General features: G+C 73.0%; 21 protein-coding genes and 1 pseudogene. 11 read left to right on the plus strand and 11 right to left on the minus strand.

Annotated features, from left to right (window positions below; all coding sequences use genetic code 11):
- From ABZ193_RS36970 to ABZ193_RS36990, 5 genes are all read left to right on the plus strand, one after another.
- Positions 1-810 (plus strand): MFS transporter (locus ABZ193_RS36970; RefSeq protein WP_354713228.1); only part of this gene is annotated, 810 nt, incomplete at its 5' end.
- A gap of 43 nt (positions 811-853) precedes the next feature.
- A complete protein-coding gene (locus ABZ193_RS36975; RefSeq protein WP_354713230.1) occupies positions 854-1,792 on the plus strand; it encodes a sugar phosphate isomerase/epimerase in 939 nt (312 codons plus the stop codon).
- Entirely contained in the window at positions 1,789-2,733 is a 945-nt protein-coding gene (locus ABZ193_RS36980; RefSeq protein ID WP_354713231.1) for a TIM barrel protein, read from the plus strand. The genes ABZ193_RS36975 and ABZ193_RS36980 overlap by 4 nt, the downstream gene beginning before the upstream one ends.
- Positions 2,734-2,747: 14 nt before the next feature.
- Positions 2,748-3,524: a TIM barrel protein gene (locus tag ABZ193_RS36985; RefSeq protein ID WP_354713233.1), complete on the plus strand. Its 777-nt coding sequence runs from the start codon at positions 2,748-2,750 to the stop codon at positions 3,522-3,524.
- 177 nt (positions 3,525-3,701) lie between these two features.
- Positions 3,702-4,229, plus strand: a complete 528-nt coding sequence (locus ABZ193_RS36990) for a hypothetical protein (RefSeq protein WP_354713234.1) — start codon at positions 3,702-3,704, stop codon at positions 4,227-4,229.
- A 537-nt stretch (positions 4,230-4,766) separates the two neighbouring features.
- On the opposite strand, the gene ABZ193_RS36995 is transcribed toward ABZ193_RS36990, so the two are convergent.
- The 3 genes from ABZ193_RS36995 to ABZ193_RS37005 are packed head-to-tail and all read right to left on the minus strand — an operon-like array spanning position 4,767 to position 8,508.
- Positions 4,767-4,994: a fibronectin type III-like domain-contianing protein gene (locus ABZ193_RS36995; RefSeq protein WP_354713236.1), complete on the minus strand. Its 228-nt coding sequence runs from the start codon at positions 4,992-4,994 to the stop codon at positions 4,767-4,769.
- 53 nt (positions 4,995-5,047) lie between these two features.
- Entirely contained in the window at positions 5,048-7,408 is a 2,361-nt protein-coding gene (locus ABZ193_RS37000; protein WP_354713238.1) for a glycoside hydrolase family 3 C-terminal domain-containing protein, read from the minus strand.
- Positions 7,405-8,508, minus strand: coding sequence for an LLM class flavin-dependent oxidoreductase (locus tag ABZ193_RS37005; RefSeq protein WP_237335362.1), 1,104 nt, complete (start codon positions 8,506-8,508; stop codon positions 7,405-7,407). The genes ABZ193_RS37000 and ABZ193_RS37005 overlap by 4 nt, the downstream gene beginning before the upstream one ends.
- Before the next feature lie 104 nt (positions 8,509-8,612).
- On the opposite strand from ABZ193_RS37005, the gene ABZ193_RS37010 reads away from it, so the two are divergent.
- Entirely contained in the window at positions 8,613-9,551 is a 939-nt protein-coding gene (locus ABZ193_RS37010; RefSeq protein WP_020423120.1) for a LysR family transcriptional regulator, read from the plus strand.
- Here ABZ193_RS37010 and ABZ193_RS37015 read toward each other — a convergent pair.
- Positions 9,517-10,488, minus strand: coding sequence for a nitronate monooxygenase family protein (locus tag ABZ193_RS37015; protein WP_354713241.1), 972 nt, complete (start codon positions 10,486-10,488; stop codon positions 9,517-9,519). The two genes, ABZ193_RS37010 and ABZ193_RS37015, sit on opposite strands and share 35 nt — an antisense overlap.
- A gap of 216 nt (positions 10,489-10,704) precedes the next feature.
- Positions 10,705-11,073, minus strand: a complete 369-nt coding sequence (locus ABZ193_RS37020; RefSeq protein WP_354713243.1) for a hypothetical protein — start codon at positions 11,071-11,073, stop codon at positions 10,705-10,707.
- A 50-nt stretch (positions 11,074-11,123) separates the two neighbouring features.
- Here ABZ193_RS37020 and ABZ193_RS37025 point away from each other — a divergent pair, with 50 nt between their 5' ends.
- Both ABZ193_RS37025 and ABZ193_RS37030 read left to right on the plus strand, forming a co-directional pair.
- Positions 11,124-12,581: a phospholipase D-like domain-containing protein gene (locus tag ABZ193_RS37025; protein WP_354713245.1), complete on the plus strand. Its 1,458-nt coding sequence runs from the start codon at positions 11,124-11,126 to the stop codon at positions 12,579-12,581.
- 45 nt (positions 12,582-12,626) lie between these two features.
- On the plus strand, positions 12,627-13,487 hold the full coding sequence (locus ABZ193_RS37030) for an exodeoxyribonuclease III (protein ID WP_039792071.1): 861 nt from the start codon (positions 12,627-12,629) through the stop codon (positions 13,485-13,487).
- A gap of 52 nt (positions 13,488-13,539) precedes the next feature.
- Here the strand turns inward: ABZ193_RS37030 and ABZ193_RS37035 are convergent, their stop codons facing one another.
- Positions 13,540-14,130, minus strand: coding sequence for a TetR/AcrR family transcriptional regulator (locus ABZ193_RS37035; protein WP_354713247.1), 591 nt, complete (start codon positions 14,128-14,130; stop codon positions 13,540-13,542).
- 84 nt (positions 14,131-14,214) lie between these two features.
- Between ABZ193_RS37035 and ABZ193_RS37040 the strand changes: the two genes are divergently transcribed.
- Entirely contained in the window at positions 14,215-15,726 is a 1,512-nt protein-coding gene (locus ABZ193_RS37040) for an MFS transporter (RefSeq protein ID WP_354713249.1), read from the plus strand.
- Here ABZ193_RS37040 and ABZ193_RS37045 read toward each other — a convergent pair whose 3' ends face one another.
- Positions 15,727-16,845, minus strand: coding sequence for an NDMA-dependent alcohol dehydrogenase (locus ABZ193_RS37045; RefSeq protein ID WP_354713251.1), 1,119 nt, complete (start codon positions 16,843-16,845; stop codon positions 15,727-15,729).
- A 110-nt stretch (positions 16,846-16,955) separates the two neighbouring features.
- Between ABZ193_RS37045 and ABZ193_RS37050 the strand changes: the two genes are divergently transcribed.
- Together ABZ193_RS37050 and ABZ193_RS37055 are read left to right on the plus strand one after the other, a co-directional pair.
- The gene (locus tag ABZ193_RS37050) at positions 16,956-17,876 is read left to right on the plus strand and encodes a helix-turn-helix domain-containing protein (RefSeq protein ID WP_354713253.1); all 921 of its coding nucleotides are present in this window, start codon (positions 16,956-16,958) and stop codon (positions 17,874-17,876) included.
- A gap of 81 nt (positions 17,877-17,957) precedes the next feature.
- Positions 17,958-18,971 (plus strand): carbon-nitrogen hydrolase family protein, encoded by a 1,014-nt coding sequence (locus ABZ193_RS37055; RefSeq protein ID WP_020423109.1) that lies wholly within the window; start codon positions 17,958-17,960, stop codon positions 18,969-18,971.
- A gap of 200 nt (positions 18,972-19,171) precedes the next feature.
- On the opposite strand, the gene ABZ193_RS37060 is transcribed toward ABZ193_RS37055, so the two are convergent.
- From ABZ193_RS37060 to ABZ193_RS37075, 4 genes and pseudogenes are all read right to left on the minus strand, one after another.
- Complete coding sequence (locus ABZ193_RS37060; RefSeq protein ID WP_354713255.1) at positions 19,172-24,193, minus strand: RHS repeat-associated core domain-containing protein; 5,022 nt, start codon at positions 24,191-24,193, stop codon at positions 19,172-19,174.
- On the minus strand, positions 24,187-24,678 hold the full coding sequence (locus tag ABZ193_RS37065; protein ID WP_020423107.1) for a YbaB/EbfC family nucleoid-associated protein: 492 nt from the start codon (positions 24,676-24,678) through the stop codon (positions 24,187-24,189). Before ABZ193_RS37065 ends, ABZ193_RS37060 begins: the two co-directional genes overlap by 7 nt.
- Complete coding sequence (locus ABZ193_RS37070) at positions 24,675-25,022, minus strand: type VII secretion target (RefSeq protein ID WP_020423106.1); 348 nt, start codon at positions 25,020-25,022, stop codon at positions 24,675-24,677. The genes ABZ193_RS37065 and ABZ193_RS37070 overlap by 4 nt, the downstream gene beginning before the upstream one ends.
- 5 nt (positions 25,023-25,027) lie before the next feature.
- Positions 25,028-25,225: pseudogene (locus ABZ193_RS37075) on the minus strand (hypothetical protein); the annotation flags it as partial.

The following is a 25,225-nucleotide window of genomic DNA, read 5'->3' on the forward strand; positions in this document are numbered from 1 at the left end:
GCCGTCCCGGCCGGCCGCGGCCACGCCGGGCGGGCGCGGTTCGACACGCTCGGCGCGGTCCTGCTCGCCACCGCGGCCACCGGGCTCGTCCTGGTCACCACCGCGGCCGCCGAAACCGGCTGGAACGCGGCCACCACAACGGGAGCGGCGCTCACCGCACTCGCCGGCGCAGCAGCTCTCGGCTGGGAGCGGCGGGCCGCGAACCCGGTCCTCCCGGTGGCGCTCTTGCGAGACCGCACCGTGCGGTTGTGCTGCGTGCTGGCACTGGCCGGCGGGATCGGCCTGTTCGGCGTGCTGGCCTACGTGCCGACATGGGTGCAGGAGGTGTACCGCACCTCGGCGACCACCTCGGGACTCCTGCTGTTGCCGGTCACCGCCGGGATCGTCGCCGGGGTCAACGCCTCCGGGTTCGCCGTGCGCCGCTGGGGCGCGTGGCGCCCGTTCCCCGTCGCGGGGTGCGCGTTGTCCGGCGGCGCGGCCGCGGCACTGGCGAGCACCAGCGCGGCACCCCTGCCAATCGTCGCCGCTCTGCTCGCGCTGCTGGGCCTGGGCACCGGGCTGTTCATGCAGATCGTCGTCGTGGTGGCGCAGGACGCGGGCGGCCCGCGGGTGGTCGGCGCGGTCACGGCCGGACTGGCCTTCGTGCGGGAAACCGGGGTCACCGTCGGCGCCGCCGTGCTCGGCGCCCTGGTCGCCCGGGCGGCAGGCGGTTCGTACGCGCCGGTCTTCACCACCACCGCGGCATGCTTCGCCGCCGGCCTGCTGTGCGCCCTCGCCCTCCCGCGACGATTACTAGAATCAAAATCCTGATTATGTTTCAATGGCAGTCCCGACCTTCTGGAGTTGATCGACGATGACCGCGCTCCGCTGGAGCTACATGGACCACTGGCGGGCCGACAGCCCGCGCGGGCCCGTGACGCAGTACACCGCCCGCCGCCACATGGACGACTTCGTCAAGCAGATCAGCGCGGTCGGGTTCGAGGGCCTGGACATGTTCGACTTCCAGGTCTTCGCGCTGAGCGGCATGTTCGGCTCGGTCGCGAACTACCAGGACTACCTGCGCGACCACGGCATCGACAAGATCGTGAACCTGTTCCGCGGCATCATGTACGACCCGCGCCTGGCCGATCCGCACGTCCGCGAAACCCACGACGAGATCGTCGAGAGCACACGCCGGATGCTGGGGATGTGGCAGGCGCTGGAGATCGAGAACCTCATCGTGATGCCGGCGAGCCTCTACACCGCGGCCGCGCCGGTCACCGACGACAAGATCAAGGCCGCGGCGGAGTGCTGGAGCCGCGTCGGCGAGATGACGCTGACCGAGTTCGGCGTGCGGACGACCGCGCACCACGAGTTCTTCTGCGCGATCCGCACCGAGTCCGACATCCGCAAGTTCTACGACTGGTCGGACCCGCGGTACGTCAGCTTCTTCTGCGACACCGCGCAGCACTGCATCGCCGGGCTCGACCCGGTCGCGTTGTTCCTGGACCTGCACGAGCGCTGCTCCGGGTTCCACTTCAAGGACACCCGCCAGGTCGACACCACCGAGGCGTACCGGCACAGCCCGGACGCCGAGCTGATGGCGCCGCAGACCGACCGCTGGTTCCACGAGATGGGCACCGAGGGCGGGCTGGTCGACTTCCCGCGCCTGATGCGGGCGATCCGCGACACCGGCTACACCGGCTGGATCACCGTCGAGCACGACAAGGCCAACATCGGTGGCGACTACGCCGAGGCCACCGCCCTGTCCATGTGGTACGCCCGCAACGTCCTCTCGGAGATCTGCGCATGACCATCCGCCTCGGTTACGCCATCAATCAGTGGAAACCGAACTTCGACGACTTCACCCGCCCCGAACAGCACCGGCGCGCGCTGAAGGTGATCGCCGCGTGCGGCTTCACCGGTGTGGAACTGCGGGCGGGCACCGGCCGGTGGGACCCGCTGGGCCGCCCCTCCTCCATCGCGGCGACCTACGGTTCCACCACCGCCTTCCTCGACCTCGTGCGGGAGATCGGCCTGCGGGTGTGCTCGTACTACGTCGATCCCGGTGAGCCGGTGGACGAGGAGCTCAGCCGCGGCCGGTCCATTCTGGACACCGGTCAGCACGCCGCGATCGTGGAGTCGCTGCGGCCGTTCGCGGAGTTCCTCGCGGAGGCCGGGGCCGACCGACTGGTGGTGCGGGCGCTGCCGGAGCACGGCGCGCTGACCGACGGGCGTCTCGGCGACGCGGCGGACGGGTGGAACGCGGTCGGCGCGATGGCGGCGGAGTCCGGCGTCCGGGTGTCGCTGCACGTGGACTGCCTGTCCGCGGCGGCCGACGAGAAGGTCCTGGCGGAGCTGCTGGACGGCACCGACCCCGACCTGGTGGGCCTGACCGTGGACACCGCCGAACTCACCGTCGCCGGCCTCGACCCGGTGCACGTGCTGTCCGGCAACCTCGACCGCGTGGACCACCTGCACCTCAAGGACACCCGCTACGTCGACGAAGCCGGTGAGCGGCTGGCCCCGCACGCCGCGGCGAGCATGCTCGCCGAAGGCGGCGCGCGGGAGATCGACCGCTGGTTCTACGAATGCGGCACGCGCGGCGGGCTGGTCGACTTCCCCGCCGTCGCCGCCCTGCTGCGCGACTGGTCGGGCTGGGCGGTGTTCGAGAGCGAGCAGACGCCCAACCCGGCACGCAGCGCCATGCTCAACGGCTGGTACGCCCGCCGCCTGTTCGACCCCAACCGCTGATCGAGGGAGATCCCGTGTCACTGCCCCTGTCCGTCAACGTCGAACTGCTGTTCCGGGAGACCGGCGACGACACCGGCGACCGCATCCGGGCCGCGGCCGACCACGGCTTCGGCGTGGTGGAGATCTGGTCGCACAGCGACAAGGACCTCGACCGCGTGGAGAAAGCGCTCTCCGACACCGGCACCACGCTGCACACGATGCTCGTCGAGGGACGGCTCACCCTCGCCGACCCCGGGACGCACGAGGCGTTCGTCGGTCACGTCCGCGCCGCCGCGGAGGTGGCGAACCGCCTGGGCTGCACCCGGATCGTGACCGGCTCCGGGGTCGGCCTGCCGTACCGGAAGCGGGCCGTGCAGCACGGCATCGTCGTCGAGGCGCTGAAGGCGGGCGCGGACGTCGCGGCCGAGCACGGCGTGACGATCGTGCTGGAGAACCTGAACACCCGCGTCGACCACCCGGGCACCCTGTTCGACACCACGGCCGAGTGCGTCGCCGCGGTGCGCGCGGTCGGCTCGCCCGGGCTGGCCCTGCTCTACGACGCCTACCACTCGCTGCAGATGGGCGAGACGCCCGCGCGGGAACTGGACGGCGCGATCGACGTCGTGTCGCACGTGCAGATCGCGGACCTGCCGGACCGCGGCGAGCCGGGCAGCGGCACCGTCGACTGGGCCGCGCGGCTGCGGGAGCTGCGGCAGCTGGGCTACGCGGGACCGTTCGGTCTGGAGTACGTGCCGACGACCGGTTCGGCGGACTCGCTGCGGGCTATCACGGAGATCGCCGCCGCGCTCTGACGTGGTGCGGCCGGGTGGCCGTTGCGCCATCCGGCCGCACCACTTGCGCCGCCCGCGCCACCCGCGCTGGTCCACAAAGGACCGGATCCGGGGCGCGGTATCGTTCGGCTCCCCCAACCGGAGTTCGAGCGGAGAAGTCCCATTTCCAGGTATGACAGAACCGGCCGCGGGCCGGGCGTGCGCAGGGTGCTCGGTGGCGCGGCGGGAGTCGCGCTGGTCTTCGGCCTGACGGCGTGCGGCGACGGCGGTCAGGCGCAGATCGTCCCGCCGGCGGCAGCCAAGCCTTCGCTGGAGGCGGAGGTGGCCGCCACGACGCCGGCCGCCGCCACCGCGGCCTGGGTGTCCGCGGTGCTGGAGAACCGGTACGACGCGGCGTGCGAGCTGATGGTCGACGAGGGCACGGAACCGCCGCAGCGGGTGAGCCCGGAGATGTGCACCCAGGCCCGCTCGACGCTCGACGGCCTGCGCGAGGCGTGGCGGAAGGACGTCGTGACCCTGCCCGCGCAGGTCACGGTCGCCGACATCACGCCGCAGGGCCAGACCGCGCTGGTGCCGGACACGGACGTGCACGTGAACGGGCACTCGCTGCGGGACCTGCAGCTGATCGGCGCCACCGGCGGCGGGTCGTTCCAGCTCAACCTCGCGCTGCGGCAGCTGGGAGCGGCCTGGTTCGTCAGCGACGTGAACATGAGCTTCGGCGGCTGACCGGCCGGAGCGAGTCCCATCGCGGATCCACCGGTGCGGCGCCGCGGTGGAAGCGGCGAGCTCCGGCTTGCTCTTGACGATGTGGCTGTGCAACCCGTGCGCAAAGGCCAGCCCCGCAACCCATGCCCATGGCCGAGCGATTGTGCCCTCGATGCTTCGGCGGCTGACCCCGGAGCGAGGCCGACCGCGAGTTCCGCCCCGGATTCCACCACTGCGCCGCCCGCCGTGGAGGCGGCCCGCTTCTCGGCGATGCACTGGTGCGACCCGTGGGCGAACGTGCCGGCCCTTCGCAGCCCTGCGCAGGGCCGAGGGATCTGCTGTCGACGGCGGCTGACCGGCCGGAGTGAGTCCTATCGCGGATCCACCGGTGCGGCGCCGCGGTGGAAGCGGCGAGCTTCGGCTTGCTCTTGGCGATGTGGCGGTGCAACCCGTGCGCAAAGGCCAGCCCCGCAACCCATGCCCATGGCCGAGCGATTGTGCCCTCGATGCTTCGGCAGCTGACCGGCGGTGGTGGGGGCGGCTTCCCCACCACCGCTGTCACCACTCCCGCGTCAGCGTCTGCGTGATCTCCTCCACCGAGCGGCCCACGAGCACCTCATGCCCACCCGGCGGCACCACCCACCCACCACCGCACCACCGCTGCCACACCCGCTCCCCCAAAGCGACCACCACCCCGGCCGTCTCCCCCGGCTCCAACCACACCCCGGCAAAGCCCGCCAGCCGCGCATCCACCTCGCCCGGCGCGCGGACGTAGACCTGCACCACCTCGCGGGGGCTGACCGCCGGTGGCGGGGGACACCGATCCCCACCACCCGCCGTCACCACTCCCGCGTCAGCGTCTGCCTGATCTCCTCCGCCGAGCGGCCCACGAGCACCTCATGCCCACCCGGCGGCACCACCCACCCACCACCGCACCACCGCTGCCACACCCGCTCCCCCAAAGCGACCACCACTCCGGCCGTCTCCCCCGGCTCCAACCACACCCCGGCAAAGCCCGCCAGCCGCGCATCCACCTCGCCCGGCGCGCGCACGTAGACCTGCACCACCTCGCGGCCGCGGCGCTGGCCGGTGTTGGTCACGTCCAGCCGCACCAGGTCGCCGTCCAGCCGGGCTGGGCCGAAGCGGAACGTCGTGTAGCCGAACCCGGAACCGAACGCGAACCGCGCCCGCGTCCCGGTTCGGGCCAGGTGCCGGTATCCGGTGGGCTCCGCGGCGCGGTAGTCGCGGCGCAGGTCCGCGTCCAGCGTCTCGCCGTGCGTGGACCGGTCCTCGTCGCGCAGTGGGACCGTGACCGGCATCCGGCCGCCGGGTTCGTCGTCGCCCGCGAGGACCCTCGCCAGCGCGTCGCCGAACCCCTGCCCGCCGAACCAGCCCTGCAGCACCGCGCCGACGTCGCCGGCCCACGGCGCGTCGACCGGCCGTCCGGCGTTGAGGACCACCACGGTCCGCGGGTTGACGCGGCCCACCTCGCGGATCAGCTCCTGCTGCGCCTCCGGCAGCGCCGAGGTCGCCAGATCCCGGCTCTCGCGCGAAGTCTCCAGCTCGTCCCCGACCACGAGCACCACCGCATCGGCCGCCGCCGCCGCCGCCTGCCGCGCACGGGCCAGCGCCCCCGGTTCCGGCGGCGGGGTGCACGACACCGTCAGCGCCTGCACCCGGCTGCCCGCCGACGTCATCTCGGCGACCACGGTCACCGGCTCCCCGGCGCGCAGCTCGATCCCGGCGCCGGTGGTCTCCGCCCGCGCGACCTGCCCCATCACGTCGTCCGGCGCGGGAGCCGGCCGCGAAGCGAGGACCACACCGTCGACAGCTAACACAGCGGCACCCGAACCGCCCGCGCCGAACGTCCACCGCCCCCCGACCTCAGGCCTGAACACGGCGGTCAGCCGCAGCACTCCCGGCTCGGTCGTCGGCCCCGCGCCGGGCACCTCGCCGAACCAGATGAAAGCGCTGTCACCACGCATCTCGGACAGCACCAGGTCACCACCGCGGAAGTGCTCCAGCAGCACACCCGGCCGCCCGTCCGGAGTGGACACGTCGAAGGCGCCCAGCGTCGCCGCCGGGACGCTGTCCACCCCGCGTTCGTGCGTCACCGCACCGGGAAAGCGCTTGCGCAGCGCATCGAGTGGCGTGGTGGCGCCGCCCTCGGGCCGGATCCGGCCGAACGTCGCGCCCTGGTAGCAGGGCCGGTCCGCGTTCGGCCCCATCACCGCCAGCCGGACGCCCGGCTCCAGCGGAAGCACGCCGTCGTTGCGGCACAACACGAACGACGCCACGGCCGCGTCGGTCAGCACCTGGCGAGCGTGCTCCGGCGGCATCGCGGGCGCGGTGACCTGGCGGCTGCTACCCTCCAGCGCGCCCACCCGGCCGGCCAGCCGCAGCAGCCGCGTCACCGCGTCGTCGAGCCGTTCCCGCGGCACCTCCCCGCGCTCCACCGCCTCGGCCAAGCGCACGCCGAAGTGGATCGCGGGGCCCGGCATCTCCAGGTCGAGCCCGGCGAGCGCGGGGCCGAGGGTCTCGTGCAGGGCGAAGTAGTCGGACACCACGAGCCCGTCGAAACCCCACTCCTCCTTCACAATCGCCAGCAGTTCCGCGTGCGCGGCGCAGGGCGTGCCGTTCAGGCGGTTGTAGGCGGCCATCAACGCCCACGCGCCGGCGCGCACCGCGTGCTCGAACGGCCGCAGGTACACCTCGCGCAGGGCGGTGTCGTCGACGTCGGCGCTCATCCGCTGCCGTTCGGTCTCGGTGTCGTTGCACACCAGGTGCTTCGGCACCGCGGCGACGCCCTGTCCCTGCAAGCCTTCGACGAAGGCCGCGCCGAGCACCCCGGCCAGCAGCGGGTCCTCCGACAGCATCTCGAACGTCCGACCGGACAGCCCGGTGCGCGCCAGGTTGAGGTTGGGCGCGTACACGGCGTCGAAGCCGCGGCGACGGGCCTCCGAGCCCTCGGTCGCCGCGACCGCGCGCACCACGTCCGGGTCCCAGGTCGCGCCCAGCGCGATGCCGCTGGGCAGCAGCAGCGACGTCTCCCGCTCGTCGAAGGTCGGGCTGACCAGGCCGAGCGGGCCGTCGACCAGGTGGACCGGACGCAGCCCGGCGGCGGGTTCGGCCGGGGTGCGGTACCCGGTCTCCCCCGCCGTCAACGCCGCCTTGCGCGCCGTGTCCAGCGCGCCGGTCACGCCGCGGCCCGGAAGCGGGGCATGACGCGCGTGGCGAACAGCTCCATGGACCGCCGGCCGAACGCGACGCGCTCCGGGGTCAGCGGGCCGCCGAGGAAACCGCCCAGCACGTTGCCGATCCCGATGCCCTGAATCTCGCGCAGGTGCTCGGTGACGGTTTCCGGGCTGCCCCACAGGCACCAGGTCCGCTGGTAGCCGGGCTTGCGGGCGTCCGGCGGCGGGGGCAGCGCCACGCCGGTGATCCGCTCGGCGGCCGCGTTCGCGACGTGCTCGCGCTCGATCGCCTCCTGGTACTGCTCCATCAGCAGCTGCAGCTCCTCCTCGGCCTGCTCGTCGGTCTCGGCGAGGTGCACGTGCTGGTAGGTGTGCGTGGTCCACTCCAGCGCGCGGGCGACGCGGGCCTCGTCGTGCCCGGCCGCTTCGAGGGCTTCGCGGTAGGCCTGGAAGTAGCGGCGCAGGTGCTCCAGCGGGCGGCCGTCGTCGATGGTCGGCGGGGTGAAGGCGAGGATGAACGCGGGCTGGGCCTTGTCCGCGGCGCGCTGCGTGCTCGACGGGCGGGCGGCGACCGACATCAGCTGCGGGCCGTCCGCGGAGTAGGGCGCGGGCACGATCCGCGAGACGACCGAACCGCGGTAGTGCCCGTTGTCGAACTCGACCGGCGGGTCGGAGATCTTCTTGGCCCACAGGCGTTCCACGATCTCCAGATTGGACACCGACAGCCGCGCGGTGTCCTTGTAGTCGATGCCGAGGCCGATCATCTCCTCGGGTGTGGTCCCGCTGCCGGTGCCGACGAGGACCTTGCCGTCGGTGAGCTGGTCGATGAGGTTGAGCCGCTCGGCGAAGCGCACCGGGTGGTGCAGCGGGATGGTCTGCACGGAGAACCCGAAGTGCAGACGGGGCAGCTTCGCGGCGAGGTAGGCGGCGAACACCACCGGGTCGCTGGCCGGTGGCGCGTAGCCGGTGAAGTGGTGGTCGGGCAGGAAGACGGCGTCGAAACCGAGCCGTTCGGCCTCCACCGCGTGGTCGACCATCGCCTCGATGACGGGCCGGTCGTCCGCCGGGCCTGCGGACCGGGTGGTCAGGAACGCGGAGAAGTGCACGGCGACCTCCAGTGGTCGGTCAAAATAAATTCAGAATCTTGATTCGGATTTTTAGCGTAGACTGCTCCGCGTCCCCGGGTCAACGGCGAGCGAAGAGGGAGACGATGAACCTCACGAACCTGGACCTGAACCTGCTCGTCCCCCTCGACATGTTGTTGCGGGAGAAGAGCGTCACGCGCGCCGCCGCCCGGCTCGGGCTCAGCCAGCCCGCGCTGAGTTCGTCGCTGGCGCGGTTGCGGCGGCACTTCGGCGACCAGCTGCTGGTCCGCAAGGGCAACGCCTACGAGCTGACACCGCTGGCCGCGCAGCTGCGACCGCGCGCGGAGGCGGCGCTGACCGGGGTCCGGCAGGCGTTCAGCCGCCACCCGGGGTTCGACCCGGCGACCTCGGACCGGGAGTTCCGGATCCTCGGGTCGGACTACGTGATGGCCGTGCTGGGCGGCGCGGTCGGCGCGATCCTCGACGAGCGCGCGCCGGGGATGCGCCTGCGGTTCGAGCCCGCCTCACCGCCGGTCGTCGAGCAGGCGCCGGAGAGCCTGCGCGGGGCCGACGCGGTGCTGTTGCCGCACGGGTTCCTGCACGGCGTCCCGCACCTGGACCTGTTCTCCGACACCTGGTGCTGTGTCGTGGCGACGGCGAACGAGCAGGTCGGCGACGCCCTGACGATGGACGACCTGCGGAAGCTGCCGTGGGTGTTCACCTACCTGTCCGCGACCGCGTTCACCACCGTCGCGCGCCAGCTGCAGGCGCTCGGGATCGAACCGCGGGTGACCGCCGTCGTGGAGAGCTTCCTCGCGCTCCCCCACCTGGTCGCGGGAACGGACCGGATCGGGCTGATCCAGGGCCACCTCGCGGCGCGGCTGTCCGGTTTGGACGGTGTGCGGGTCCTGCCGTGCCCGTTCGAGCCCGTGCCGCTCGTGGAGGCGCTGTGGTGGCACCCGGCGCACGAGGACGACCCGGAGCACCGCTGGATGCGGGAGGTGTTCGGCGAGGCCGGGCGCGCCCTGCCTAACGCAGCACCCCCGCCAGCCGGCCGGCGATGAGCTCACGCGCCTCGGTGACGATGCGCTCGATCAGCTCGGCGACGGTGGGCACGTCGTTGATGATGCCCTGCACCATGCCCGCCGACCAGATGCCCAGTTCGAGGTCGCCGTCCTCGAAGACCCTGCGGCCGCGGGCGCCGGCGACCAGGTCGCGCACGTCCTCGAACTTCCCGCCCCGGTCCAGGATGCCGACCACCTCGCGGGAGACGGAGTTGCTCGCCACGCGGGCGGTGTTGCGCAGCGGGCGGAAGATCAGCTCGGTGTCCCGCTCGGTCGCGGCGACCAGCTGCCGCTTGACGTTGTCGTGCACCGGGGCTTCGGCGGTGGCGAGGAAACGGGTGCCCATGTTGATGCCGTCCGCGCCCAGCGCCAGCGCCGCCACCAGCCCGCGCGCGTCGCCGAACCCGCCCGAGGCGATCATCGGGATGGTGATCTTTTCCGCGGCGGCCGGGATCAGCACCAGGCCGGGGATGTCGTCCTCACCGGGGTGGCCGGCGCACTCGAAGCCGTCGATGGAGATGCCGTCCACGCCCAGCTCCTGGGCCTTCACGGCGTGGCGGACGCTGGTGCACTTGTGCAGCACCTTGACCCCGCCCGCGCGGAAGGCGGGCAGGTGCTCGGCCGGGTTGAAGCCCGCGGTCTCCACGACCGGAACCCCGGACTCGACGATCACGTCGCGGTACTCGGCGTACGGCGGCGGGTTGATCGAGGGCAGGATGGTCAGGTTGACGCCGAACGGCTTGTCGGTCAGCTCCCGGCAGCGCGCGATCTCCTTCGCGAGGTCCTCCGGAGTCGGCTGGGTGAGCGCGGTGAGGAACCCGAGGCCGCCCGCGTTGGCGACGGCCGAGGTCAGCTCCGCGCGGCCCACCCACTGCATCCCGCCCTGCACGATCGGGTACTCCACCCCGAAGACGTCGCAGAACCGCGTGCGCACCATTGCGTCAGCCCCTTCCGGTGTCCTGAGAGAGCCGACGATAACGCGGCTGAACGAACGCTAGGTATGAGCCGTGAAGTTCATCTCCTCGAGCCGGAAGGCTTGACAGGCTCCCAGCGGCTTGTGACGAAATGCAGCTCGCGGTGCACCGGGACCGAGAGGCCTGACTTGCGCGGCGATCGACCTCCGCGCGCGGACGGGAAGTCCATCCCTCGTCACTCACTGAGACAAGAACGACCGGTGCGCGACCGGATGGCGCCGGGCGATCGCCTCAGCCCAACGGGGTCCGCCCCCGCTACCCGCCATCATGGCCAGCCGCCGGAGCACCTGGTCCGCCACCTCACCCAGCGGGACCACCTCCTCGAATCGGCCCCGCTCGTCCTCGAAGGCCAGCGCCTCCGGCTGGGGCGCCGCGATCGCGTCGAGTTCCGCGTCGCCCGCGCGGAAGGTGATCCACCAGTGCCACAGCGCGCTCGGGGGCGGCTCCACCGCGGGTTCGACCTCGATCACCACCCGGTGGCCGCGCGCCGCGAACGCCGCGGACCACGTTTCTTCCCAACTGCGCAGCCCCTCGCGTTGCCGGTTCATCCCGCCAATCTTGCCCGGCGAACCCGCCCGATCTGTAGTGCCATTGGAGTATGACGACGTTCCGCTCACTCCTGGACAAGGTGGACGAACGCCTCGGCGACGGGCTGGAGCACGCGCTCTGCGCCCACCACGAACGCCGCCTGCGCAGGCTCGGCTGGGGCGAGGTCCTCGAACCCACCGGGACGGAGGACCGCTTCGGCGGGCGGGCCGTCACCCGGCACGGCAACCGCCTGGAGGTGCTCGTCGACGGCGAAGAAGCGCTGCCCGCCATCGCGGCCGCCATCCGCGGCGCGAAGTCCCACGTGCACATCGCCAACTGGCACGCCAGCCCGGACTTCCGGCTGACCCGCGAACCGGACGCGCCGACCCTGCGCGACCTCCTCGCCTCGACCGCCCAGCGCGGCGTGGACGTGCGCCTGCTCGTGTGGGCAGGCCCGCCGGTGCCCGCCTTCCAGCCCACCCGCGGGATGGTCCGGGCGGAGCAGCGGAAGTTCACCGAGAACACCGCCGTCCGGTGCGTCCTGGACGCCCGCGAACGGACGATGCACTGCCACCACGAGAAACTGGTCGTGGTCGACGACGAGGTCGCCTTCGTGGGCGGGGTGGACTTCACGGCGCTGGAAGGCGACCGCCACGACAGCCGCGAGCACCCGCCGGACCGGCCGATCGGCTGGCACGACCTGATGACCCGGCTGCACGGGCCGGTCGTCGCCGACGTCGCGGAGCACTTCCGGCGGCGCTGGACCGAGGTGGCCGGCGAGGAGCTGCCCAAGCCCGCGACGCCGGAACCGGCGGGCACCAGCAACGTGCAACTGCTGCGCACGGTCCCGGACAAGACCTACGCCTTCGCGCCGCAGGGCGAGTTCACGATCCTCGACGCCTACCTGCGCGCGCTGCGCTCGGCGCGACGGCTGGTGTACCTGGAGAACCAGTTCCTGTGGTCGCCGGAGATCGCGGAGGTCCTGATCGACAAGCTGTGCGACCCGCCGGACGAGAAGTTCCGCGTTGTGCTGCTGCTGCCACGCAAACCGAGCAACGGCGCGGACACCACACGCGGCCAGCTGGGCCGCCTCCTGGACGCCGACGACGGCAACCACCGCCTGCTGGCCACCACGATCAGCAGCCACGACGGCGAGTCGTCGGCGCCGGTGTACGTGCACGCGAAGCTCGGCATCGTGGACGACGAGTGGATGACGATCGGCTCGGCGAACCTCAACGAGCACTCGCTGTTCAACGACACCGAGGTCAACGTCGCGACCGACGACCGCGACCTGATCCGCGCCACCCGGCTGCGCCTGTGGGCCGAGCACCTGAGACGGCCGGCGGCGGACCTGGACGCCGACCCCGCCGACGTCGTCGACAACCTGTGGCGCCCGATCGCCGAAGAGCAGGCCGAGCGCGAACGCCGCGGCGAGCCGCGAACCCACCGGCTGGTGCTGCTGCCCGGGGTGTCCCGCCGCGCGGAACGGCTGCAGGGCCCGCTGCGCGGCCTGCTCGTGGACGGCTGAGCCGAGGGCGGGCGCCGCGGGCGCATCCGCACTAGCGTGGGCGGCGTGCGTGTGGCGACCTGGAACGTGAACTCCGTGAAGCAGCGGGTGCCGAGGCTGCTGCCGTGGCTGGACCAGCGGCAGCCGGACGTCGTGTGCCTGCAGGAGACCAAACTGGCCGACGACGCCTTCCGCGACCTGCTCGGCGACGAGCTCGCGAACCGCGGCTACGAGACCGCACTGGCCGGTGAGCCGCGCTGGAACGGCGTCGCGATCCTGTCCCGGGTGGGCCTCGACGACGTCGTCACCGGCCTGGCCGGCGCGCCGGGCTTCCCGCACCCCGAGGCGCGCGCGGTGGCCGCGACCTGCGGCGGCGTCCGGATCCACTCGCTGTACGTGCCCAACGGCCGCACCCCCGGCTCCGACCACTACCAGTACAAGCTGGCGTGGCTGGCGGCGTTGCGGGAGGTCGTCGCGGACGGACCGGAAGCCGCGATGCTGTGCGGCGACATGAACATCGCGCCCGCCGACGCCGACGTGTTCGACCCGGCGGCCTACGAGGGCCACACCCACGTCACGCCACCCGAGCGCGCCGCACTGGCCGCGCTGACCGGCCTGGGCCTGCGGGACGTGGTCCGGGACCGCTGGCCGCACGAGCGGGTCTTCACCTACTGGGACTACCGGGCCGGCATGTTCCACCAGGACCTCGGCATGCGCATCGACCTGGTGCTGGCCTCGGCCCCGGTGGCCGGGCGGGTGGCGGCGGCGTGGGTCGACCGGCACGCTCGCAAGGGCACCGGGCCGAGCGACCACGCCCCCGTGATCGTCGACCTGGACGAAGCCCCCGACGGCGACATCGGCCCGGTCGTGCCGCCGCCGTCCGCGCGGGGACGCAAGGGCAAGGTCACGCTGCCGCAGTCGAAGTGACTCGGTCCGCGCTGCGCCACGCCCGGCGCAGCGCGGACATCAGCTCCGCCGCTCAGGCACGGGCCAGGAAGTCGTCCACCAGGCGCGCGCAGAAGGCCGCGTCGCTGGGGCGCCGCAGGATCAGGGCGTTGAACAGCAGCGGGCCGACGAGCCGGGCGGCCGCGAAGTCGACGTCCTCCTCGCCGGGCAGGCAGTCGGCGAGAACCGCGTCGAACGGACGGCGGTAGGTGTCCACGACGTGCTCGCGCAACGCGGCGAGCCTGCCGCGCTCGCACTCGTCCGGCGCGCCCCCGCCGTCCAGGCCGATCGCGGCCATCCACACCAGCGCGGCCATCGCCGGGGCGCCCTCGATCTGTCCGGCCTGCGCCCGCACCAGGCGCAGCAGGCGCTCGCGCGGCGTGCCGCCGGCGGGCGGGTCCAGCGGCGGCAGCAGTTCGCGGAAGGCCGCCGCCAGCAGTTCGGTGTTGTTCGGGAAGTGCCGGTACAGCGTGGACCGGGCGACACCGCTGCGCGAGGTGACCGCCTCGATCGTCACCGCCCGGACGCCACCCTCGGACAGCAGGGCGACGGCCGCGGACAGGATCGCCGACCGCGACCGGTCCAGCCGCGGGTCACGGCGGCCCGGCACCTGCTGCGTCGTCACGGCCGGATTCTCCCAGAACTGTTTTCAGAACTGCCAGTACTGCTACGATACCGATGGTTTCGTTTCCTGTCGGAACGAGGTGGCATGCGCGTCGTCGCACGGTCCGGGCTCTCGTCGTCTTCGGCAGCGCGCCGCGCCTGGACCGTGGGCGTGATGTGCTCGGCGGTCGGCCTGGTGATCGCCATGGTCACGATCGTCAACACCGCGCTGCCCGCGCTGGCCGCGGACACCGGTGTCACGCAGGCGCAGCAGACCTGGATCGTGGACGTCTACACGCTGGTGCTGGCCGCGCTGGTGCTGCCGATGGGCGCGCTGGGCGACCGCTACGGCCGTCGCGGCGTGCTGGTCATCGGGCTGGCGGTGTTCGCGGCAGGCTGCGCCGCTCCCCTGCTCGCCGAGTCGCCGGCCTGGCTGATCACGGCGCGGGCGCTGACCGGGTTGGGCGCGGCGATGATCATGCCCGCCACCCTGTCGATCATCAACGCGAGCTTCCCGCCCGAGCGGCGCGGGCGGGCGATCGGCATCTGGGCGGCGGTGGCCGGCCTCGGCGGTCTCGGCGGGCTGGTCATCGCCGGGTTGCTGCTGCAGCATTTCTCGTGGCATTCGGTGTTCCTCGGCCCGGCCGTGCTGTCCCTGCTGCTGGCGCTGGCCTGCGTGACGGTGCCGACCTCGCGCGAGCGGGTGCACCACCGGTTCGACTCGGCCGGCGCCGCGCTCGGCGCGCTCGCGATCGGGGCACTGGTGTTCGGCATCCTGCGGGCGGCGGACGTGGGGTGGGCCGACGCCGAGGTGATCGTGGCGCTGGTGGCCGGTGTCGTGCTCGGCGCGGTCTTCGCGTGGTTCGAGGCGCGGCACGCGGCGCCGCTGCTGGACGTGCGGCTGTTCCGCAACCGCGCCTTCGCCACCGGGTCGGTGTCGGTGACCGTGCAGTTCACCGCGGCGTTCGGCGCGTTGTACGTGCTGGCGCAGTACCTGCAGCTGGTGCAGGGTTACGGGCCGCTGGAGTCGGGCCTGGTGCTGTGGCCGATCGCGGTGTCGCTGCTGCCGCTGTCGATGGCTTCGGCGCACATCGCGCAGCGGATCGGGCTGGGCGCGCTGACCTGCCTCGGGCTGGTCGTCGTGGTCGCCGGGGTGCTGCTGCTGGGCAGGCTCGGGCCGGACAGCTCGTACGTGGAACTGGCGATCGCGGTGTGCGTGCTGGGCGGCGGGCTCGGCCTCACCGCGCCCGCGGCCACCAGCGCGATCCTGGACAACGTGCCGCCGGACAAGTACGGCGTGGCGTCGGCGGTCAACGACGCGACGCGGGAAATCGGTGCGGCGCTGGGGATCGCGCTCGCCGGGAGCGTGCTGTCGGCGACCTACACCCCGGCGGTGCGCCCGGCGACGGAGGCGCTTCCGGCGGTGGCGCGGGAGGCCGCGGACGGGTCGCTCGCCGGGGCGCTGGCGGTCGCCGAACGGCTGGGCCCGGCGGGCCGGCAGGTGGCCGACGCCGCGCGGGCCGCGTTCTCCGACGGGATGTGGTTCAGCCTGCTGGCGCTGGCCGGCATCGTCGCGACCGGCGTCGTCGCCGCCGCGTGCCTGCGCCCGCCGCGCTGATCAGCTCTCGTGCAGGATGACGCCGCGGATGTTGCGCCCGGCGTGCATGTCGGCGTAGGCCTGGTTGACCTCGTCCAGCCGGTAGGTCGTGGTGATCAGCTCGTCGAGCTTGAGCGTGCCGGCCTGGTACATGCGGGCCAGCCGGGTGATCTCGTAGCTCGGGGTGCCCATGCCGAAGATGACGCCCTGGATGCGCTTCTGCATCATCGACAGCGCCCACAGGTTGATCGGCAGGCCCTCGTCCTTGACGTCGCCGATGCCGGTGACCACGACGGTGCCGAACTTGCCGATCGCGTTGACCGCCTGCGCGACGTGGTCGCCGGTGGTGATGCCGACGGTGACGACGGCGGAGTGCGCGCCCTGCCCGTTGGTGACCGACCGGGCGAAGTCCGCGGCCTCGTTGATGTCGGCGAACGCGTGGGTGGCGCCGAATTCCAGGGCCTTGTCGCGCTTGAAGGCGACCGGGTCGACCGCGAGGACGTACGCGGCGCCCCGGGCGCGGGCGCCCTGCACCGCGTTCATGCCGACGCCGCCCACGCCCATCACGATCACCGTGTCGCCGGCCTTCACCTCGGCGCCGTACTCGGCCGAGCCCCAGCCGGTCGGCACCCCGCAGGAGAGCAGGGCGGCGACGTGGAACGGGATCTCCGGGTCGATCTTGGTGAGGGAGAACTCGGGCACGATCGCGTGCTGGGCGAAGGTGCCGACCATGGTCATCTGGGCGACGTCCGCGCCGTCCAGGTGGGCGCGGTAGGTGCCGTCGGCCATGCAGCCGCTCAGGGCGTACATGCCGAGGTCGCAGAGGTTGCCGCGGCCGGACGAGCAGGCCTCGCAGCGCCCGCAGGAGGGCACGAACTGCGCGACGACGTGGTCCCCGACGGCGAGGTTGCGCACGCCCGGCCCGACCGCCTCGACGACGCCCGCGCCCTCGTGCCCGCCGATGAGGGGCAGGTGCGGCGTCGGCATGTCACCGGTGGTCGCGTGGTCGTCGGAGTGGCACAGGCCGGCCGCCGCGAAGCGGACCCGGACCTCGTGCTCCTTCGGCTCGTCCAGGTCGATGTCCACGATCTGCCACTTGCCCGGCTGTTCGAGCAGCGCGGCCGCACGGGTTCGCATCATTGCCCACCTTCACCTCTACAGACGCCGACCTGGCGAAGGTAGAACAGGTTCTAATTCGCGTCAAGCACGCCGGGCTCGACAGGAGCCCCGCGCGGGGTGACAATCCCGGGATGGACCGGCAGTCCCGGGTGGAGCTGAGCACCTCGCAGGTGCCCGCGCAGGACGCGTTCGCCTACTGGCGGGAGATGATCTGCGAGACATTCGTCCAGCTGGCGGCCGCCCCGGTGACGGCGGGGCCGTTCGCCGGGCGCATCGAGCACGTTCCGGTCGGCGCGCTCGAACTGTCCACTGTGGTCGCCGGCGGGCAGGTGGTCCGCCGCACCCGCAGCCTGATCGCCCGCGGCGCCGACGAGTACCTGCTCGCCAGCATCCAGCTCCGCGGCCGCGGCCGGGTCGAGCAGGACGGCCGCGTCGCCGAGCTGACCGGCGGCGACATGGCCTTCTACGACAGCACCCGCCCCTACACGCTGCGCTTCGACGACGACTTCCGCCAGCTGGTCGTCCAGGTGCCCAAGCGGGAGCTGGCCCTGCGCGACACCCGCGCCCTCACCGCCCGCACGCTCGGCCCCGGGCCGGGTCAGGTGGTGCCCGCGTTCTTCACCTCACTGGCCGGCGCCGCGAAGGCCGGCACCGCCACCCCGCTGCTGCCGCACGCGCTCGGCCTGCTGTCGGCCGCGGCCTCGTTCGCGGCCCGCACCGAGCCCGCGCCCGATCCGGCGCGTGCCCTCGTCCGGGAGCGGGCGGTCGCGTTCATCCGCCGCAACCTGGCCGATCCCCGGCTGGACGTCGACATGGTCGCGGGGGCCTGCCGCGTCTCCCGGCGCACCTTGTACCGCGTGTTCGCGCCCGGCAGCGTCGCCAGGGAGATCCGCCGGATCCGGCTCGAGCAGGCCCGCGAAATGCTGCGCACACACCCGGACCGGCCGGTCGCCACCATCGCCGCGCGCTGCGGCTTCGACAGCGAATCCGGGTTCCACCGCGCCTTCCGCGCCGAGTTCGGCACGACCCCGGGTGGCACACGCGGTCAGTGACCCCGGCACGCGCGGACAGTCCGGCGGGCGCCCGCCCGCCGCATGATGCCCTCCACCAACGGAAAGCACGGAGGAGGCGTCATGGAGAGCACGGTTCGGGTCGCGGCGGTGCAGGCGGAGCCGGTGTGGCTGGACCTGGCGGGCAGCGTGGAGAAGGCGGTCGCGCTGATCGGCGAGGCCGCGCGGGGCGGGGCGAAGCTGGTGGCGTTCGGCGAGACGTTCGTCCCGGGTTACCCGTGGTGGATCTGGCTCGACTCCCCCGCCGCGGGCATGGCGTTCGTGCCGCGGTACGCCGCGAACTCGATGACCCGCGACGGCGACGAGATGCGGCGGCTCCGCCGCGCCGCCGCCGACCACGGTGTGCACGTGGTGCTCGGGTTCAGCGAGCGCGACGGCGGCAGCCTCTACATGTCGCAGGCGTTCATCTCGGACACCGGCGAGCTGATCTCGGTGCGCCGCAAGCTCAAGCCCACCCACGTCGAGCGCTCGGTGTACGGTGAGGGCGACGGCAGCGACCTGCAGGTGCACGACACGCCGCTGGGCCGGATCGGCGGGCTGAACTGCTGGGAGCACTTCCAGCCGCTGACCAAGTACGCGATGTACAGCCTCGGCGAGGAGATCCACGTCGCGTCGTGGCCGAGTTTCTCGGTCTACCGCGGCGCGGCGACCGCGCTCGGGCCGGAGGTGAACACCGCCGCGAGCCTGGTGTACGCGGTCGAGGGCCAGGCCTTCGTGCTCGCCGCGTGCTCGGTGATCGGCGAAGCGGCGCAGGACCTGTTCTGTGACACCGAAGCCAAGCGGCAGCTGCTGCGGCGCGGCGGAGGCTTCGCCCGCATCTTCGGCCCCGAGGGCACGCCGCTGGCCGAACCGCTCGCCGAGACCGAGGAGGGCATCCTCTACGCCGACCTCGACCCCGCGCTGATCGCGATCGCCAAGTCCGCCGCCGACCCGGTCGGCCACTACTCCCGGCCGGACGTGTTCCGCCTGCTGGTCAACCGCAACCCGGCACCGCGCACAGTGGAGGCGCCCGCGGACCCGGCCCTGGCCACGCCGCCCCACCCGGCCGAGGAGCTGAGCGAGCTGCTGCCGGGCTGACACCGCCGCGGGTGCCCCGCTCTCCGGGGCACCCGCGCGGGTCAGGCCGTCAGACGCTGGCGCAGTTCCCAGGACGCGCGCTCGACCCAGTTGCGTGCGAGCCTGCCGTCCCGCACCTCCCACACGGCGGTGCCGGTGAAGGCGATCGGCCGCCCGTCCGGGTCGCAGCGCAGCGGGCCGTGCCTGACCGCCGGAAGTGGTCAGTCCGCCATGCTCACGTCACTGTCGCGGCGGGGGCGCTTCGCCGGCGGGCCGTCCGGCGACGCGGGGCTGTCCGGTGTGGACGGGCCGGCCGGGCCGGCGGCGTTCGGCGGTGGCGCGATCTTCTGCCACGAGTGCCAAGGCCCGCCCTGGTCCTTGAAGCCCGGGTCGTCCCGGTCCCAGAACGCGCGGTTCGCGCCGTTGTCCGGGCCGGGGCTCTCGTAGCGCTCCTCCGACGAACCGCTGGCGTTGGAGCGGCCGCGGTCCTCGATGCCGTGGTAGGTGCTCGTCTCCTTGTTGTGCTCCAGGTTGTCCGCGCGAGTGCTCTGCATGCCGCCGTGGTGGTTCCAGTGCGTGCTGGCCGACGGCTCGTGCCCGAGGACGCCCTTGCCGTGCCCCTTGATCTCGTTGCCCGGCAGCCCGGCGTACCCGGCGTCGCCGGGCTCCTTGGTGTCGAAGCGCCGGTTCGGGTCCATCAGCCAGTCCTTGAGCTGCTTGCCCTTGATCTCCTGGCCGGTCACCGGGTCGATCGGGATCGGCGACTTCGCCGCGTCCTTCCACAGCGGCAGCATGTTGCCGTGGTCGTGGCTCGGGTTGTCGTACCCGGCCGCCTCGCGCCGGTTGTACTTGTAGACCTTCTCGCCCTTGCGGTTGAACTTCGGCTTGCCCTGCTTGTCCGTCTTCTGCGCGCCGTACTTCCCGCCCGGGGACAGCTGCTGGTACAGGCTTCCGCCGGGCGAGTTCTTGGTCACCGGGACGGCCGGGACGTTCGTGTTGACCGTCAGCGCGGGCTTCTTGCGCTTGCCCGTGCTCTGCTTCGACGTGCCGCCGGCCGAGCAGCTCTGCGGGGTGAGCCCGAGCGGGTCGGCGAACGCGTGCGGGTTGCCGACGTAGGCGTGCGGGTTCGGCCCGCCTTCGAGCCCGAGCGGGTCCGGGCTCAGGTACCGCGCGAGCGCCGGGTCGTAGTAGCGGAAGAAGTTGTAGTGCAGCCCGGTTTCGGCGTCGGCGTACTGGCCCTGGAACCGCAGCGGCGTGTCCACCGGGCCCGCGGACCGCTCCACCACGGCGCCGAACAGGCTCGTCCGCGCGTACCACGCGATGCCGCCCTGGTCGGTGACGAGCTCGGCGGGCGCGCCGGCGGGGTCGGTGACGACGGCGTGGACCAGCTCCTGGCCGGGCAGCCGATCCCGCTGGAGCAGCGGGCGGAAGCTGTCCGGCTCGTAGTCCCACACCGTCACCCGCGCACCGTCCGGTGTGGACACCGCCTGCTCGGCGAGCACCTGGCCGTCCCACGCGAAGTCGACCCGCTCCAGCACGTGCACGCCGTCCGCGGCGAGGTGCTCCTTCGCGATCCGCCTGCCCAAGGCGTCGTAGGTGTAGCGCCAGGACGTGCCGTCCGGCGTCAGCACACCCGCCAGCCGTCCGCGCGGGTCCCAGGAGAACCGCGACACCTGCCCGCCGCGGTCGCGCGCCACGACCCGGCCCTGCCCGTCGTGGGCGTACCGGGCGCGGCCGGCGGCGGTGACCACCGTGCCCGCGACGGCCCGCGGTCCGAGCAGGTCCTGGTCGGTCGCGGTGGGCCAGACCGCCTCGGTGACGTTGCCCGCGGCGTCGTAGACGTACCGCTCGTGCCAGCGCGGCGTGCGCACCCCGGTCACGCGGCCGCGGTTGTCCAGCGCGAAACCGCGCGGGCCGGTCAGCGTGTCCTCGATCCCGGTGAGCAGGCCGTCCGGCCGGTAGCTGAAGGCTCGGTGACCGGCCGGTGCGGCCGGCCCGGTGAGGGTCTGCGCGCCGAGCAGCCCGCCGGGCAGCCAGGACTGGGTGAGGGCGGCCGCGCCGAACTCACGCCGCACCTCGCGGCCGGCCAGGTCGTGGGTGAACCGCAGCGCCCGCCCCGCGGCGTGCACCGCGACCGGCTGGTCGGTCGCGTCGTACTCCCACACGCTGTCCGCGCCGGACGGCGTGACCCGGCGGACGCGGCGGCCCTGTGCGTCGTAGACCGAGCGGACCGTGCGGCCGTTGACCGTCTCGGCGAGGACCCGGCCCGCCGCGTCCCGCTCGAAGGTGACGCGGCTCGTGCCGTCCTCGGCCGACAGCAGCCAGCCGGTGGTGCTGTAGGTGTACCGGGTGGTCACTCCCCCGGTGGTCTCCTCGGCCAGGTTGCCCGCCGCGTCGTAGCGGTAGGTGGTGGTCTGCCCGGCCGGGTCGGTCCGCTCCACCAGCTGCCCGGCGGCGTCGTAGCGGTAGCCGACCGAGGCGCCGGTGAAGTCGGTCTCCCGCACCAGGTTGCCCGCCGGGTCGTAGGTGTACCGCCACACGAGCCCCTGCTCGTTGGTGACGGCGGTCAGCCGCATCTCGGTGTCGTAGGCGAAGGAGACGCGGGTGCCGTCCGGCCGGATCTCGGCCGAAGGCAGGTCGAAGTGGGTGACTTCGGCGCGGGTCACCGCCGAGGTCGCGTCGGTGTGCGCCCGGTTGTTTCCCTCGCCGTCGAACACCCACTGTTCGAGCGCGCCGTCGGCGTGCCGGTGCCAGGCGAGCTTGCCGTCCACCGTGTACCCGAAGCGCTCCACCTCGCCGAGCGGGCCGGTGATCGCGGCGACACGGCCGAACCGGTCACGGTCGTACCGGGTCACGGCGCCCTGCGGGTCGGTCACGGCGACCGGCAGGCCGCTCGCGTCGCAGGCCACGGTGAGCGTGTTGCCGAGCGCGTCGGTGACGGCGGTGACGTTGCCGCGCGCGTCGTAGGTGTAAGTGGTGACCGCGCCGTCGGGCTCGGTCACGCGGCTCAGGTTGCCGCGCTCGTCGTACTCCCAGCGCGTGACGACGCCGGGTGCCTCGGTCATGGCCACCGGCAGGCCGGCGGCGTCGCGCTCGATCGTGGTCTCCGCGCCGTCCGGCCGGATCACCGCGGCCAGGTCGCCATCGTCGTCGTAGCGGTACCGGGTGGTGCGGCCCAGCGGGTCGGTCGTGCTCAGCAGGCGGTCGGCGTCGTCCCACTCGAAGGCGGTGGCGTGGCCGAGCGGGTCGACCTCCCGGACCACCTGGCCCGCCGCGTTCAGGTGGAACTCCGTGCGGTGGCCCAGCGAGTCGGTCGAGTAGGTGACGCCGTCGCTGTACTCCATGGTGCCGGTGAGGAACCCGCCGGACCCCTCGGTGCGCACCACGCGGCCGGCGTGGTCGTAGACGTAGCGGTACCACTCGCCGTTGCGGTCGGCCCAGGCGACGACCCGGCCGGCCGCGTCGTAGGAGTAGCGGAACGGCGCGCCGGAGGCGTTGGTGACGTCGGTGAGGCGGCCCGCGGTGTAGCCGTAGCGGACCAGCTCGACCTCGCCGCCCGCGGCGACCGAGTGCAGCGCGGTGATCCGCTCGCCGTCGGTCTCGACGCGGACACGGTAGCCGCCGCTGTGCCGGATCTCGGCGGGCAGGCCGCGCTCGTCGCGGACGAACTCGATCCGGTTGCCGTGCCGGTCGCCGGTCCAGGTCAGCGGCAGTTCACCGGAGCCGGGCGCGAAGTAGAGCACCCGCGCCTGCTCGCGGTCCTCGATCAGGTACCCGCCGTCGTCCGTGCGAGTGAGTGAGCGCCGCGGGCCGCGGGCCGCCGTCGTCCAGGCGCCGTCGGCCGGGTGCGGGAAGTGCTGGAGCGTTCCGTCGGCGGCGGCGAAGCTCACGCCGCGGTCGTGCACCTCCAGCCGCTGGTCCAGTGTGGACACCCAGGCTGCGCCGAGCAACCGTCCGGCGCGGAACGACGAGAAGTGCGTGCGCTCGAACACCAGCGGCAGCGTGCCGAGGAACTCCGCGTCGACCTCGGTCATCACCATCTGCCCGGTGGCGACGTCGATCGGGTCCTTCTCGCAGCGCAGCTTCTCGATCGAGCGCGGGTTGTCGCCCTGGTCCTTCAGCTTCGGCGTGCCGTCGGTCTTCGGCGGGCTCTTCGGGGCGCCGGACGGCGTGGTGACGTCGTTGAGCTTCGGCGGCGCCGACACGGGGGCCGGGCCGGGCTCGGGTGCGGACTTGGCCGCGCCACCCGGCGGCGGGCCGTCCAGCTTCGGCGGGGCCGAGACCGGCGGGGTGTCCGGTGTGGACGATGCCCTGGTCGTGTCGCCCGGGGTGTCGTTGAGCTTGGGCGGCGGGGCGACCTTCGCCGCGTCCGGTGGCGGGGTCTTCGGCGTGCTGTTCGGGATGGTGCCGCCGCCCTTGCCCGCCATGGGGTCGACGCTCTTCGGGCCCGCGGGGAGGCTGTCCGGCTTGGCCGACGTCGGCGGCTTGTCGGTCTTGATCTTCTTCAGCTTGCCCGCGGTGTCGGTGAAGATGCCGCCGGCCTTCTTCAGCAGCTCCGAGAGCGCCTTGAGCGCGTGGGTCAGCTTCCCGGTGAGGTCGGCGATCTTGGCGGCGGTCTTGGCGACCTCGCTGATCACCTGCGGCACGACCCACGCCAGCGCGATGCCGAGGGTGGCGATCACCTGCAGCGCCCACGAGATCATGTGCCCGACGACCTCGGCGATGATGTCGCGCACCAGGGTCCGCACGGCGGCGACGACGGTGCCCGCGGTCTCGATGCCGCTGGCGGTGCCTTCCCCGGCTTCCTTCGCCGCGGCGAGCAGGTCGCCGACGTCCTTGGCCTGCTGCCGGTAGGTGTCGGCGGACGGGCCGGTCCAGCCGGTCAGGTCGGTGTCGACCGCGTTGGCCAGGTCGGTGCCGATCTCGCCCAGCTCGGCGGCGATGTTCTTCCACGTCTCGGAGTGGGCCTTGACCGCGTCCGGGTTGCCCGCCAGCGCGTCGAGGGCGTCCTTGAGCGGGCCGACGTGCTCGATGAGCCAGCCGACGCCGGCGGCGAGGATCGAGCCGAACGGGTCGAGCACGAACCCGAGCGCGTCGAGCCCGGCCGCGGCGGCCCCCAGCGCGCCGGCGGCCCAGTCGCCGCTTTCGATGGCCTTCTTGAGGTCCTGCGCGCCCTCCAGGAGGGAGATCCCCGAGATCGCGGTCGTCGAGCTCTGCTCCTGCGCGACCAGGGGGTTCACCACGGGTTGTTCTCCTCGTCGTCGTCCGTGCGGGCCTGCGGCCGCTCCTCGGCGGGTTCGGCGGCCGCCTGCTCGTCGTCGGTGTCGGCGTCCGGATCGGGGAACCGGCTGCGCAGGTTGTCGACCAGCAGCGAGCGCGTCTGTGGGTCCTCGTCGCCGACCTCCTCCTGCATCACCTCGGCGACCTGCGCGGCGATGCCCGCCTGCGCGCGGCGCATGGTGGCCAGGATCTGCGCGGACAGCTCGTCCAGCGGCATGGTGCGGGCCCGCCCGGACAGGTCCAGATCGGTGACGCTGCCGTCGGCGCGGACCGTGACGCGCACCGAGCCGTCGGTGTTGGCCGAGGTCAGCCGGATCTCCTCGGTACGCGCCTGCGCCGCGCGGTAGCGCTCGGCCTTCTCCGCCAGCCCCTGCGCCCACGCGTTCATCCGCGCGGCCGCCTCGTCCGGGTCGCGCATGAGGTCGCCCAGTCCGTTCGCCGACGTCACCGGATCACCGTGCCGATCCGCGGGCTCACCGGGGTGGCCTCGCGCAGCTGCCGCTCGAACGGCTCGGCGTTGGTCGCGTCCTGGTCCTCGTAGCTGGTGGCCGCGGTGCGGATGTTCTCCGCGGTGATCCGCACGCCCTCGGCCGCGGCCTTGAGCGCCTCGACCGCGTCGCCCTGCGTCGTCGCGTTCACGATCGGCGGCAGGAAGGCGCAGAGCAGGCCGTAGGCGGAGTCGTCCATGACGACCGTGTTGGCGGCGTCCACCGCGGTGTTCAGCCGGTCGGACAGGGCGTCGAGGTGACTGCCGTGCGTGCGCAGCTCGTCTGGGTCGACTTCGTAGGACACGAGGGTTACTTCTTCTCTTCCTGCTTGTTCTTCTTCCAGTCGCCGATGACCGGCGGGGCGACCACGTCACCGCCTTCGAAGAGGTCGGGGTCGCCTTCGAGGTAGTCCGCGACGCGGTGTTCCTTGTCCTCCGCACCCTGGCCCTTGCCGCCGTGCGGGGCCATGCCGCCCGCGGCCGGGGTGCCTGCGCGGCCCGCCGCGCC

This window comes from Amycolatopsis sp. NPDC006125, from assembly GCF_040614195.1.
In the GTDB taxonomy this organism is placed as follows: Bacteria; Actinomycetota; Actinomycetes; order Mycobacteriales; family Pseudonocardiaceae; genus Amycolatopsis_E; species Amycolatopsis_E tucumanensis.